Origin of the sequence: Pedobacter sp. PACM 27299, assembly GCF_001412655.1 — a bacterium.
GTDB lineage: Bacteria > Bacteroidota > Bacteroidia > Sphingobacteriales > Sphingobacteriaceae > Pedobacter.
On sequence record NZ_CP012996.1, the window covers coordinates 5,931,295 to 5,945,714 of the forward strand.

The 14,420-nt window shown below is 42.3% G+C and carries 10 protein-coding genes; 3 read left to right on the forward strand and 7 right to left on the reverse strand.

Going from position 1 to position 14,420, the window contains the following annotated elements; genetic code table 11:
* Positions 1 to 45 precede the first annotated feature (45 nt).
* Entirely contained in the window at positions 46 to 423 is a 378-nt protein-coding gene (locus AQ505_RS25015) for a BlaI/MecI/CopY family transcriptional regulator (protein ID WP_062550672.1), read from the forward strand.
* On the forward strand, positions 420 to 2,369 hold the full coding sequence (locus tag AQ505_RS25020; protein WP_062550673.1) for a TonB family protein: 1,950 nt from the start codon (positions 420 to 422) through the stop codon (positions 2,367 to 2,369). Before AQ505_RS25015 ends, AQ505_RS25020 begins: the two co-directional genes overlap by 4 nt.
* A gap of 94 nt (positions 2,370 to 2,463) precedes the next feature.
* Here the strand turns inward: AQ505_RS25020 and AQ505_RS25025 are convergent, their stop codons facing one another.
* From AQ505_RS25025 to AQ505_RS25040, 4 genes are all read right to left on the reverse strand, one after another.
* Complete coding sequence (locus AQ505_RS25025; protein ID WP_062550674.1) at positions 2,464 to 3,234, reverse strand: succinate dehydrogenase/fumarate reductase iron-sulfur subunit; 771 nt, start codon at positions 3,232 to 3,234, stop codon at positions 2,464 to 2,466.
* Positions 3,235 to 3,256: 22 nt separating this feature from the next.
* The gene (locus AQ505_RS25030) at positions 3,257 to 5,236 is read right to left on the reverse strand and encodes a fumarate reductase/succinate dehydrogenase flavoprotein subunit (RefSeq protein ID WP_062550675.1); all 1,980 of its coding nucleotides are present in this window, start codon (positions 5,234 to 5,236) and stop codon (positions 3,257 to 3,259) included.
* Between the two features lie 29 nt (positions 5,237 to 5,265).
* On the reverse strand, positions 5,266 to 5,946 hold the full coding sequence (locus AQ505_RS25035) for a succinate dehydrogenase cytochrome b subunit (RefSeq protein WP_062550676.1): 681 nt from the start codon (positions 5,944 to 5,946) through the stop codon (positions 5,266 to 5,268).
* A 220-nt stretch (positions 5,947 to 6,166) separates the two neighbouring features.
* Positions 6,167 to 7,705: a trypsin-like peptidase domain-containing protein gene (locus tag AQ505_RS25040; protein ID WP_062550677.1), complete on the reverse strand. Its 1,539-nt coding sequence runs from the start codon at positions 7,703 to 7,705 to the stop codon at positions 6,167 to 6,169.
* 221 nt (positions 7,706 to 7,926) lie between these two features.
* Here AQ505_RS25040 and dapF point away from each other — a divergent pair, with 221 nt between their 5' ends.
* Positions 7,927 to 8,712, forward strand: coding sequence for a diaminopimelate epimerase (gene dapF / locus AQ505_RS25045; protein WP_062550678.1), 786 nt, complete (start codon positions 7,927 to 7,929; stop codon positions 8,710 to 8,712).
* On the opposite strand, the gene AQ505_RS25050 is transcribed toward dapF, so the two are convergent.
* From AQ505_RS25050 to AQ505_RS25060, 3 genes are all read right to left on the reverse strand, one after another.
* Positions 8,713 to 10,995 carry a helix-turn-helix domain-containing protein gene (locus AQ505_RS25050; protein ID WP_062550679.1) on the reverse strand — a complete coding sequence of 761 codons (2,283 nt, stop codon included), beginning with the start codon at positions 10,993 to 10,995 and terminating at the stop codon, positions 8,713 to 8,715.
* 185 nt (positions 10,996 to 11,180) lie between these two features.
* Positions 11,181 to 12,704: a sulfatase family protein gene (locus AQ505_RS25055; protein ID WP_062550680.1), complete on the reverse strand. Its 1,524-nt coding sequence runs from the start codon at positions 12,702 to 12,704 to the stop codon at positions 11,181 to 11,183.
* A gap of 56 nt (positions 12,705 to 12,760) precedes the next feature.
* A complete protein-coding gene (locus AQ505_RS25060; RefSeq protein ID WP_062550681.1) occupies positions 12,761 to 14,419 on the reverse strand; it encodes a RagB/SusD family nutrient uptake outer membrane protein in 1,659 nt (552 codons plus the stop codon).
* Between the last annotated feature and the right edge of the window lies 1 nt (position 14,420).

Genomic DNA, 14,420 nt, shown 5'->3' on the forward strand with positions numbered 1-14,420 from the left:
ACATGATGCTGAAATCAATTAGAAAACCGGTAAAAAATAAACACGATGGAGATTAAAGATTTAACAAAAGCAGAGGAACAAATTATGCAGATTCTGTGGCAAATAGAAAAGGGTTTCGTGAAAGAAGTAATGGACTTTTTACCAGAGCCAAAGCCCGCTTACAATACGGTATCTACGATCATCAGGATCCTGGAAGTCAAAGGTTTTGTAGGGCATGAGGCCTTCGGGAAATCGCACCAGTACTTTCCACTCATCAGCAGAGAGGATTACAAACGCCATGCAACAGAAAAGCTCTTGGGAAACTACTTTGAAAACTCGGTGGAAAGCATGTTCTCTTTCTTTGTAAAAGAAGAGAAACTTGACCTGGGTGATGTGGATGAAATTCTTAAAATGATTAACAAATTTAAAAACAGACCGCGATGAGTTGGGCACATTACATCCTGCAGGCCAATATCTATTTAGTGATATTCTATGCCTTTTATAAATTGTTTTTAGCAAATGAAACTTACTTTACCATGAACAGGCTTTACCTGGTCATGGCGGCGATTTTATCTCTGGCCATTCCATTTTTACGCATCGAATGGTTCACCAAGCAACCTGCTGTACAACCGATATACACGGGAGTGGATCAGCTGCAGGACTTTGTCACACAGGTAAGCATCAGTCCGGACGTACCAGAAAGGTTCAGTATGGGGAATTTGCTGGTCTTGATTTATCTGGCAGGTGTAATGATTTTTACCCTACTTTTCATCTATAAACTGACAGCGGTATACCACCTCTTAAAGCGCAGTACCTCTGGCAACGCCTTTTCTTTCTTTAGTAAAAAGAGAATAGATCCAAACCTGCCGCAGCTGAATACCATCAATAAACATGAAGAGATTCACATGACTCAGCTGCACAGCCTGGACATCTTGTTTTTTGAGTTGTTGAGCATTTTCACCTGGTTTAATCCCATCATTTATGGTTACAAGTACACCATAAAAAACATCCATGAATACCTGGCAGATGAGGAAGCTGCCAAATTCCAGGGAGACAAGGAGCAATACGCCTTACTGCTCTTGAGCAAGGCATTCGGTATTGCTCCCAACAGTCTCACAAATACTTTCTTTAATAAATCACTGATAAAAAAGAGAATATTTATGCTACACAAAAAACGATCAACGAGAACTGCCATCTTAAAATACGGGCTGTTCCTCCCTCTTTTTGCCATCACGCTGATGCTTTCTTCTGCCACAATCCGCAGTAATGAAACCATCCTTGCAGTAACAGAAGAGATTCCTTTAAACGAACCACTAAGCACCATTAATGAGGTCATTGTTGCACCTGTTAAAGCCAGCCTGAGTCCAAAGAAAGCAGCGGCAAAGCCTATCGCTCTTAAAAAGATGAACCTGGATCTAAATTCTCCAGCATGGGACAAATTCTATGATTTTTCCAGAAAAAGAATACGCTATCCAGCCGCCGCAGTAGAAAGTGGTTTACAAGGCCATAGCCAGATTAAATTCAGTATTAAAGCTGGGGAAGTCAGTAACATTAGCATCCTCCACAAATTAGGGTCTGATTGTGATGCCGAAGTCATTAGGATCCTGACCGCTTACGAAGGATTTACTGCTGCGCAGGATGGTAATTATACATTTGCTGTATTATTTAAGCTGGATGGACCCGCTAGTCCAATAAAAAATCCCGTATTGACTAAACTTAAAGGTTATATGACTTTAAATATGATTACTGTTATAAGCTACGTAAAAGCAACAGCCATTGCATTTGAAGGAAAAGACATCACTCTGAATCAGGTTCCCATCAGTGCCGAAGACGTAAAAGTCTATGATTTTGTAAATATCGACAGGCAGCCTAGCTTCCCTGGGGGCATGGCCAACTTCTATACTTATATAAAGAACAATGTTAAATATCCTAAGGAAGCTTATGCCAATAAAATAGAAGGCAAAGTTTTCTTGTCATTCGTGGTAGAAAAAGATGGAAAGCTAACCGATATTAAAGTGGAAAGAAAACTAGGATATGGTACTGATGAAGAAGCCACTAGAGTACTAAGAGAATCTCCAAAATGGGATCCTGGCGTGCTGAATAATACGATTGTCCGTGTGAAATACAATATCCCGATCAGCTTCAGCTTATCCAGCTCCCCTCAGAAAACAGGTCAGGTACAGACTATTCAGATCAGGGGCATCAGCACCGAACAAGATCCCCTAATCTATGTCAATGGAAAAAAAAGCGCTGAAAGCCTATCAAGTATCCCGAAAAATAGGATCGAGTCGGTAGAGCTCTTAAAAGGGAAAGCTGCCACAACTTTATATGGCACAGAAGCAGCTAAGGGTGTGCTCAACATCACGCTGAAAAAAGATACTAAAGAATAAATCAACCACAAAAACAACCTGCTTAAAACACGAAAGCCCAGCTATTATAGCCGGGCTTTCGTGTTAAATATCCTTGTCTCGTTACTTAAAGCTATTAAATAGATTCCTCAGATACAAATTTTGCTGATAAAAAGTCTCTATTCATTCGAGCAATATTCTCTAAAGAAATTCCTTTAGGGCATTCGGCTTCACAAGCTCCGGTATTGGTACAATTTCCGAATCCTTCGACATCCATTTGAGCCACCATACTCTGTACCCTACGGTAACGTTCTGGCTGTCCCTGAGGCAATTGCGCCAGCTGAGAAATCTTTGCAGAAACGAATAACATCGCCGAAGCATTTTTACAAGTCGCTACACAAGCACCGCATCCGATACAAGCTGCAGCTTCGAAAGCTGAATCCGCCTGTACTTTTGGAATTGGTAGATTGTTCGCATCCTGTGCATTCCCTGTATTCACTGAAATAAATCCACCAGCTGCAATAACGCGGTCAAATGCAGTACGATCTACTGTTAAATCTTTGATTACCGGGAAAGCTTTTGCTCTCCATGGTTCTACAACGATCGTATCTCCATCTTTAAATGAACGCATGTGCAACTGACAAGTAGTTACTCCTTCTTTTGGTCCGTGAGGACGGCCGTTGATGTACATAGAACAGGCACCGCAGATACCTTCTCTACAATCGTGATCAAAAACAACCGGCTCATCACCTTTTGAAATCAACTCCTCATTCAACACGTCAAACATTTCTAAGAATGACATATCAGGAGAAATCTCTGACAACTTATAATCCACCAATTTACCATTGGTTTTGCTATTCTTCTGACGCCAGATTTTCAGCGTTAAATTCATATTTCCTGTACTCATGATATTGAGATTTTAGTACTTGCTATTTATAACTTCTTTGTGCAACCTTGATGTTTCCGAACTTCAATTCCTCTTTATGCAGATTGAAAGTCACATCTCCTTTGTATTCCCATGCTGATACATAAGCATAGTTTTCATCATCACGAAGTGCTTCCCCTTCTTCTGTCTGGAACTCTTCTCTGAAGTGACCACCACAAGATTCATTTCTGTTCAAGGCATCGATACACATCAACTCACCCAACTCGATAAAGTCGGCCACACGACCTGCTTTCTCTAGTTCAGGATTGAATTCATTTGCTTCACCTGGAACACGTACATCCGACCAGAAGTCTTTACGCAGCTGCTGAATTTCAGCAATAGCTTCCGTTAATCCTTTTGCATTACGGGCCATACCACATTTATCCCACATGATCTTTCCTAATTTCTTATGGAAATGATCTACAGATTTGGTTCCTTTAATGGCGAATAATTTATCGACAATACCTTTCACACTTGCCTCAGCTTCCACAAATGCAGGGTGATCCAATGGAATCGCTTTAGTAGCAATCTCTTTAGATAAGTAAGCACCGATAGTCAGTGGGATCACGAAGTAACCATCTGCAAGACCCTGCATCAATGCAGAGGCACCCAAACGGTTTGCACCATGATCTGAGAAGTTAGCTTCACCTAAAGCGTACAATCCTGGAACTGTAGTCATCAAGTTGTAATCTACCCATAGTCCACCCATTGTATAGTGAACAGCAGGATAAATACGCATTGGCAACTCATAAGGATCTTCTCCGGTGATTTGCTTGTACATATCAAACAGGTTACCATATTTTTCCTTGATCACCTCACGGCCTAAGCGCATGCAGGTTTCTTTATCAGGATTATGGATGTTGTGTTTATTAGCTTCAATACGGCCGTAACGTTCTGTATTTGCTTTGAAATCCAGGTATACTGCCAATTTAGATTTACCTACGCCATAACCTGCATCACAACGTTCTTTTGCAGCACGAGAGGCTACATCACGAGGAACAAGGTTACCGAAAGCAGGGTATCTGCGCTCTAAATAATAATCTCTTTCTTCTTCAGGAATGTCTGTCGCAGTACGATTATCATCTTTTTTCTTAGGTACCCAGATTCTTCCATCATTACGTAATGACTCAGACATCAGGGTTAATTTACTTTGGTGATCTCCTGAAACTGGGATACAAGTAGGGTGAATCTGCGTATAGCAAGGGTTACCGAAGAACGCACCTTTTTTGTGTGCTTTCCAGGCTGCAGTTACGTTACTGCCCATTGCATTTGTAGAAAGGTAGAAAACGTTACCGTAACCACCAGTTCCTAGTAATACTGCATGACCGAAATGGCGTTCCAGTTCACCAGTGATTAAGTTACGGGCAATGATACCACGTGCTTTACCATCGATGACTACAACTTCCATCATTTCATGGCGGGTAAACATTTCTACTTTACCCATACCAATCTGACGCTCTAGCGCGCTATATGCTCCTAAAAGCAATTGCTGACCCGTTTGACCGGCAGCATAGAATGTTCTTTGAACCTGTGTACCACCAAAAGAACGGTTGTCTAAAAGACCGCCATATTCTCTAGCTAAAGGCACACCTTGCGCCACACATTGGTCAATAATGTTTGCACTTACTTCTGCTAAACGGTAAACGTTAGCTTCGCGGGCACGGTAATCACCACCTTTAATCGTATCATAGAATAGACGGTAAGTACTGTCTCCATCATTCTGATAGTTTTTTGCGGCGTTGATACCACCCTGAGCAGCGATAGAGTGCGCTCTTCTTGGTGAATCCTGGAAGCAGAAACACTTCACTTTATAACCCATTTCAGCTAGAGTTGCTGCTGCAGAAGCACCTGCCAACCCAGAACCTACTACAATAACTTCTATGCTTCTTTTATTTGCCGGGTTAACTAATGGCATCGACGACTTTAATTTCGTCCATTTTTCCATTAAATCACCTTCCGGTATATTTGCATTTAATTCAGCCATTTTATTTAAGCTTTATATAAGTTCAAAAATTATTTAATATAACCTGCATAAATTGCAACAGGCATAATAGCAAATAGAATTGCGATGATAATTGAATACCATACACCAAATGCTTTTATTAGCGGCGTGTATTTTTTATGATTCCATCCTAAAGTCTGGAATGCAGAAGCAAAACCATGTAATAAGTGATAACATAGGGAAGCCATTGCGATTGCATATAAAATCACTACCCAAAGGGTTTGAAATCTTGCGACCATCACTGCAAAAAGGTTCTCATGTCCATTCGCATCTACTGTAGGAATTCCTGTAAAACGAGAAACAACCCAGAAATCAGATAAATGCACGATCAGGAAAATTAAAAGGATCGTTCCTAATAAACCCATTGATCTGGAATACCATTTACTGTTTGCTGCGCCATCTACTACCGCATACTTTATCGGACGAGCAGCCTGGTTCTGAAAAACCAAACGTAAACCCTGGATAATGTGTGCCAGTAATCCAGCCATCAATACGACTTCCATCGCTCTGATCAGCCAGTTAGTAGCCATAAAATGTGCCCCTACATTGAAGGTTAAGCCACCGTCATTTACAAATATCAATAAATTGATAAAGCAGTGAACTGCGAGAAATGAAATAAGAAACAGGCCGGTGATACCCATTATTAGTTTTTTTCCTATAGACGAGGAAAAAGCGTTTCCGAAACTAGCCATTTGATTGTATTTTAGTTCTATTCATGCAAAAGTATTTAATAAAAGAATTAATTGGTTAAGGATTGTCATAAAAAACCGACAATTGGTTTATTTAGAAACGTTCTAGACTTTAGAATAAATAAACCCTGCCTATTCCCAAGAAAAGGCATACCATTAGACAAAAAAAACGGGAAGCAGTAAAACTGCCTCCCGTTTAAATCATTTATGAAAATGAGATTCCTTAGAAAGTGAAGGAATAATTCTGACCATCGGCACCTACACCAGTGATCGTTGTCATTCCATTTTTAGAAGTTGGCAATGCCGCTTCTACATCTTTTGCAGAGTTCACTGGTTTGCCATTCACACCTGTAATCAACAATCCTTTTGGAATATCCAAAGAGTCAAACAGTTTTCCTGGCTCAACAGCAGTTACGACTACACCAGATCTTGCTCCTAATTTTGCTTTCAGCGTAGCTGGAGCTGGGGCAAAACTCGCACCCAATTTACCGATTGTTGCACCTGTTGCTTTACCTGAAGCTGCAGTCTTAGGTGCAGTTACACTGCTTTCACCTTTTAAGGTTACATTGATATCTTTCAAAGTACCATCTCTCAAAATGGTCAGATTGATTTTATCACCCGGGCTCATACGGCCAATTTTTTCCTGTAAATCAGGAGAGTCATAAATTGGCTGACCTTCTACTTTCTTGATGATATCACCTTTCTTGATACCCGCAGCGGCACCACCACCGTTTTCTACCACATCCATTACATACAGACCATTGATGTCTTTAACTTTCAAATCTTCTGCAGCATCTGCATCCAGCGGACGGAAAGAAACGCCAATAAATCCACGTTTTACCGTACCATATTTCCTGAAATCTTCCAGGATCTTTTTAGCAAGGTTCACTGGAATCGCGAAACCATAACCTTCATTGGTACCTGTTTGAGAAGCAATCGCAGCATTGATACCGATCAGCTCTCCATTTGCATTCACTAAAGCACCACCACTGTTTCCAGGGTTAATCGCTGCATCAGTCTGAATGAAAGATTCAATACTGGTATTGGTACGCTGAGGCGCTTTACCTGTTCTGCGGTATTCCTCATACTCTTGTTCCGTTAACTGGTTTTGCTGTCTGGCAAGAATACCAATACTTCTGGCTTTTGCACTCACAATACCTGCAGTAACGGTAGTTTGAAGATCCAATGGGAAACCTACTGCCAATACCCATTCTCCAATTTGAACGTTATCAGAGTTACCCATTTTCACCACTGGTAATCCGGTTTCTTCTACCTTAATCAAGGCAAGGTCAGTATTTGGGTCAGTACCAATTACTTTAGCCACTACCTTCCGGCGATCAGAAAGAATCACCTCAATTTTATCCGCATTTTCCACGACGTGGTTATTGGTTACAATATATCCGTCCGGTGTTAAAATCACACCTGATCCTGAAGCAGCTCTTGGTGCACGCGGCATACTGCGGCCACCACGACCAAAGAATTCTTCGAACATATCTGCTGGAGAACCCCCACCTGATTGCTCGCTGCTTTTACCACCATAAGTAGTCTTAATATGCACTACCCCTGGCGATACTGCTGCCGCGGCCTGTACAAAATCTACCGCTCCCGTAGAGGAAACCTTCGCAGGGTTATTTGCGAAAAGTACATTTTGCTGTTCAGTTAGTGTTCTACTATCCTGATTACGTTCTAATAATTTATAGCCACCTAATGCAGCCGCTCCACCCATTAATGCGGCTAATGCTATCAATCCTATTTTTTTCATTTGTCTCTTATTTTTTGTATGTTTTTAATTATGTCCATTCCTTCTGGTTCAACCGATCTGCCCGATTGGCGAAAAGCCAGAAGCTGTTTATTAATTTTACCTGTTAAGAACTTTTCTTTTCAATGATATAGTCAAATTTAATACCATATCAACGATATTTGCATTAGTAACAGCCCTTTAAAACTGTTAAAAAATGTTAAAATAAAAACCACATACCGTTTATGAAAACCAAGTTCTTCAAGTACCAGGGCGCAGGAAATGACTTCATTTTAATTGACAACCGCGATTTATCTTTCCAATATAAGGATAATAATACGGTTTTAGACCTGTGTAACAGGCGTTTTGGAATTGGAGCAGACGGATTAATGCTGCTTCAGGACCATGAAGACTATGATTTCGAGATGTTGTACTTCAATGCAGATGGAAAATTGGGCAGCATGTGCGGGAACGGTGGAAGGTGTATTGTTGCATTCGCCAAGTACCTGGGCATCATTGATATAGAGACTGAATTTTTGGCAGTTGACGGCCCTCATTATGCCAAAATTTCAGCAGAAGGTGATTGGGTAAACCTCCAAATGATCGACATTGATACCATCGAAAAAGATGGAGACGCCTATGTTTTAAATACGGGATCACCACATTATGTACTACAGGTGACCGGCTTAAAGGACAAGGATGTATTCACAGAAGGAAAAGCGATCCGCAATAACGATACTTATAAGACCGAAGGAATCAATGTAAACTTTGTAGAAAATCAAGGTGATCATTTCTTTGTACGCACATTCGAAAGAGGCGTGGAAGATGAAACCTATGCCTGCGGAACCGGCGTCACTGCCGTAGCCCTATCCATGGCGCAGCACTTAAAACAAGCAGGTCATATAGAAACCCCAATCAAAGTACTGGGCGGTGATTTAACCATCCAGTTTGATTATGATGGTTCAAAATTCAGAAATATATTCCTTTGTGGCCCTGCAGTTCAGGTGTTTACAGGGTCAGTAAACCACTAGTTACTCCCCTTCTGCAAGGTGTGCGGCCACACCGATTTTAATTTCGCCGAACGTATAGTCCCTACCCAGGTGTTCCCTAATCGGATTCATCTGGAGGGTCTTTAAATCCTGAATGGCCTTCAGAATATTATCCAGTTTCCTTTTACCAAGGATATCTTTAGCAGAAACCTCATGTTTTGCTACGTAATAAGCCAAATGCCCCTCAATTGTACCAATCACCATTTTACGTTCTGATGCGATCTCAGCCAATGTTTTCCCAGATTTTAGCATTTCCAGAGAAACCTCTTTTGTATCTACTTTTGGTGCTTTCTCCACCTTCTCAGCAGCCGTTTTCCCTTTTGTAGTTTTGCCCTTTTTAGCTGTAAAGTCCAGTTTACCAGGAACAGCAAATACTTTGGCCATGGTAGCTGCCCTTTCCGCCTGGCTCATCAAGGCGGTCACGTCCTTTTTAGTAAATTCTGTTCCATTAATGGTAGCATTCAACATCGCAGTGGCTTTCCTGATTTTCTTATACTGATCATAAAACAAAGCTTCCATTTCCAGCAGTTCCGTTAAATAAGCAGTGACTTGTTTATCCAGTTTCACCAGCTCCATACGCTCAAAAATGCGTTTGGAAAAGCCAACTACAATCGGATTAAAATAGTTTTCTGCAGCAATCGTACGTTCCAGTAGCGCTGTTCTTCCTTCCGGCGTGTCCACTGCATACATACGCTGGATTTGCGAAAGAAATTTGTTCGCATTGGCCTTCACTTCACTCAGGTCTTTCAACAGCTGTCCGGCCCATTTCACATGTTTCTGTTTCGCAGATTTATTGATGTCTTTGGTATAAGAATGCACATGTTCGTACACATAATTATCCAGTGGCGTCAAATCAAAACATTGCAGCAGGTAGGTTCTCAAAAAGGCATCACTTTCGGTCACGATCTGCGTATCCAAGCTCATCTGACTTTCTTTAGTTTTGGAAAAGAAAGATACGTTTTGATCCTGTCGGATACCAGAACCTGAAATCTTCGAGGTCAGGATCAGTCCATCAAGTGAACGAAGACGGGATAATGCCACATAAATTTGTCCGGGGGCAAAAGCACTGCCGATGTCAATGATTGCCTTATCGAAGGTTAAACCCTGACTCTTATGTACAGTAATTGCCCAGGCGAGTTTCAAAGGATACTGGGTAAATGTTCCTGCCAGCTCCTCTTCAATCTCTCCGGTCACCTTATCCGTCGTGTATTTAATATTTTTCCAGGTATATTTCTCCAGGATAATCTTTTCATTCGTGCCTTCTGCCTGCACCTCAATCAGATCTGTTCTGAGCTCGGTTACCACGGCGATCTTTCCATTGAAAAAACGCTGCTCTCCGGTAGGATCATTCTTAATGAACATGACCTGAGCACCTTTTTTAAGCTCCAAAACGTGTTCAGCAGGATAGGCGTACTCTGAGAAATCGTTCTCCACCTTAGCAGTATACAGATAGGAAGGGGCTTTTAATTCCTCTAGCCTTTCCTTGTTTAAGGTATCCGCTTTGTTATTGTGGGTGGTCAGGGTAATGTATTTATCATTTACAGTAGGCTTAAAATCGGCCTTATAATATTTATCCAATAGCGCCACATCCTGAGCCGTCACTTCATTGTTGCGAAGGTTATTCAGCAGGTTGATGAACACCTGATCTGCCTGTCTGTAGATTTTCTCCAGCTCGATATAGATTGGTGGATTATTCTGCAGGGCCAGCGCATCGAAAAAGTAAGCGCTGTTATAAAATTGCCCCATCAGGTTCCATTCCGAAGATTTCACTACGGGTGGCAGCTGGTGTAAATCACCGATAAACAACACTTGTACGCCTCCAAAACTGGCGGTATTGTTCCTTCTGATGTAGCGCAGCACCATATCTATGGCATCCAGTAAATCGGCACGGAGCATACTCACCTCATCGATGATCAGCAATTCCATATCAATCAGCACTTTCCTTTTTGAGGAAGTCATGTTTAGATGGCGGACAATAGATTTCGGGGTATTGTATTGCTGGTTATAATGATCCCCATCTGCAGCCGGAGCTTTAGGCAGATACGTTCCAAAAGGAAGCTGAAATAAAGAATGAATGGTGACTCCCGCTGCATTGATCGCTGCAATCCCCGTTGGTGCTGCAATCACTGCTTTTTTATGAGTCAGTTCTATCAGGTTACGTAAAAAGGTTGTTTTACCGGTGCCGGCCTTTCCTGTCAGAAAGATGTGTTTAGCAGTATAATTTACAAATTTAGCGGCAAGCTCGGCGGGGTTTTGTTCGGACATATTATTGGCATCAATTAAAAATAAACCATCTTTAAATTGTTGTGCTCAAAGATAAGAAGAATGCTGTTAATTAATAATGATTAAAAATCAATCGTTATACGATATAAAATCCGGGTTTACACTCCAGGTAAAACGTCTAAAATAAGCAGAGCCCGATCTTCGATTCGGGCTCTGCTTAATTCTATTTATTTTTTCGATTTAATCTTTTCCAGCAACGCGGCCATCTCTTTTACCCTTTCCGGATATTTTGAGGCCAGGTTGTTCTTTTCTGCAAGATCTTCTGTTAAATGGTACAATTGTGCGGTTGGCAGATTGCCGGTTTCAATTCCTACATCCTGCATGAAAGCACCGCCATTACTTGGACTAATGTATTTCCAGCCATCTTTCAATAACGTAAGCGAGCCTCCTTGTTCCACAAATACGGATCTGCCTTTTGGAGATTTACCCGTCAGTGCCGCTAATACATCTTCACTATCTGGCGCATCACCCACAGGAATCGGCTGTTGGATCAACTTTGAAAAAGAAGCCAGTAAATCCATCTGGCTCACCAATGCGGAAGATACCTGAGGCTTCAGCTGACCTGGCCAGCTCACAATAAACGGAACTCTGGTACCGCCTTCCAGTGCACTGTATTTTCCACCGCGCAATACGCCCGCAGGCTGATGTCCATTTTGTTTTGTGACTGCTTCATCCTGATAACCATCGTCCAGTACCGGACCGTTATCACTGGTGAATACGATCATGGTATTTTTATCAATGCCCAGCAATTTCAGCTGTTTCATGATCTCACCAATCGTCCAGTCTAACTGTAAAATCGCATCTCCACGCAGCCCTAACCCACTCTTACCTTTAAACCTTGTGGCCGGCATGCGTGGCACATGCGGTTCTGTTAAAGCATAGTACAGGAAGAATGACTGGTGTTGATTTTTCTCAATAAAGCCCTGAGCAGTACTTAAGAAAGTGGTCGAAACCTCCTCATCTACCCACCTTGCCATTTTTCCACCGCTCATATAACCGATACGGCCAATGCCATTGACGATGGTTTGGTTGTGCCCTTGCCCAGGCGAACTCTGCATTTTCAGCAATTCAGGATGGTCTTTTCCGGTTGGGTCGTTCCCAACCTTTTGTTTATAATCTACTTCAATAGGATCATTGGCTTCTAAAGCCAGTACTTTATGGTTTTCAAGAAATACCGTTGGCACGCGGTCTGCGGTAGCAGGAAAGATGAAAGAATAGTCAAACCCAACCTCATTCGGTCCTGGTTTCAACTCCCCGTTCCAATCTTTAGCAACGGCTTCACCAATACCCAGATGCCATTTTCCGACAATCCCAGTTTGATAACCTGCTTTCTTAAAAAGATTCGGCAGTGTGGTCTTACCGGTAGGGATGATCAATGCCGCATCACCAGGCAAAATTCCGGTTCCTTTTCTACGCCATGGATATTCGCCCGTCATGAAGGCATAACGCGAAGGCGTACAGGTAGCAGAAGTAGCATGGCCATCGGTAAAGCGGATGCCTTCTGCCGCCAGGCGGTCTAAATTTGGGGTATTGATCTTTGTGGCACCATAACAGCTCAGGTCTCCATAACCGAGGTCATCTGCACAAATATAAATGACATTAGGTGTATTTTTCTTGGGCTTTTTCGCGGTCTGGCCAATGGCCGTACAGGCCAATGCCATAAAAAAAAGGGTCAATAGGTTCTTATTCATGTGTGTGTGATTTAAGCTGCCCCTAAGATAAAAACAAATAGGGGCGGCCAGATAAATTACTTCAGATTTGGGTTAATACTCACTTCCGACTGTGGGATTGGCCATAACTCATCCTGTCCAATGCGAAATGTTTTCGAAGTCACATACCATCGGCTATAAGGATCAACCGTACTTCCCTTTTTACGGAGGTTTAGGGCACCTGGAAATGCAGCCCCATAAAAATCACCGTTCAATACCTGTCCGATGTTTTTCCAGCGTAGTAAATCCCAATAACGAATACCTTCCAACGCCAGTTCATTTCTACGTTCCCTGCGCAAAATCACACGCAACGCGGTAGGGTTCATTTCTGTTACCGGAGGCATATTCACCGTACTACGTCCTCTTACTTTGTTAATTGTAGCATCTAACAAACCTTGATCATTGGCTTGTCCTGCTTCCAGTTTTGCTTCCAGATAACCCAGCAATACTTCTGCATAACGAATAATCGGCAAATCGATCCCTGAATTTTGTAAATCCCCACCACTAAAGGCTTCACTATTGAATTTCTTTAGCGCAAAGCCCGTTCTTGTTCCTTGTTTGGTAGTAGTCAGCTGATCTGCCGAACTGGTTGCATCCGGGTGACTATTATATACAATATTTTTAAATGGCTGTCCATTGTAAAGCACCGTGAACTTTAATCTCGGATCACGATTTAGCCCTGGATTCGCAGCATTATACCTTGGATCTGTAAAGGAGAAAGGCGTCCCATCATTAAACTCATAAGATTCTACCAGGCTTCCCAATGGGCAATCCAGCATAAAACCACCTAATGTAGCCGGGTAATTGTGCTGCATCATTGCATTCGGCGCCAGATCCTGCTGATATTGTGTCGCAAAAATGATCTCTTTGCTCGTTTCGTTGGTGCCATTAAATAAACTTTCAAAGTTCGGATCTATACTATTATCGCCAAAATCAATGATTTGTTTATAGGCAGCCGCAGCATCCGTCCATTTCTCTTCCGCCAGATACAAACGGCCCAGAAAAGCCAAAGCTGCCTGCGCAGTTGCTCTGCCTCTATCTGATCCCGCCATCTGCCCATATCTTGGCAATACCACTGCAGTCGCTTTAAACTCTTGTTCCGCAAAATCCTGAATCGCTTGTTTACTGGCCTTCGTTACGGTATTGGCCTCTGCTGCGGTCAATACTTTTTGAACCAATGGTACCGAACCGAAGAACTGAGAGAGGTAAAAATACTGACATGCCCTCAAAAATCTGGCTTCTGCAAGCATTCTGACCTGAATTGCCGGGTCAATATCCGCTTTGGAAATATTTTCCATAAAGTAATTACAACGCGCAATCCGGGCATAGCTGGCCGTCCAGTAATTCCCAAGGTAGCCATTGGTGGCGGTCAGCGTGCCATTGGTCAGGGTATTAAAACCGGAATTATCGCCCCTTCTGTCGTAGGCATTGTCCGTAGCAAACTCTGTATACAGCAAGCCATGGTAAGACCACCAGTCTGTAGCCGTAAATTCTGCCCCGGTAGGGTTCACAGACATTTGGATATTCCCCCGGTACATCCCTGCCAGCGCCAGGTTCACATTGGCCTCGCTCGTCCAAAAAGACTCTGTAGAAAACTGGTCCAATGGTGTTTTATTCAGTTCCTTTTTGCAGGAGCTCAATGCTGCCGAGACCAACAATAACGGCAGCAGAAATTTATATAGATAGGTAATCTTCATT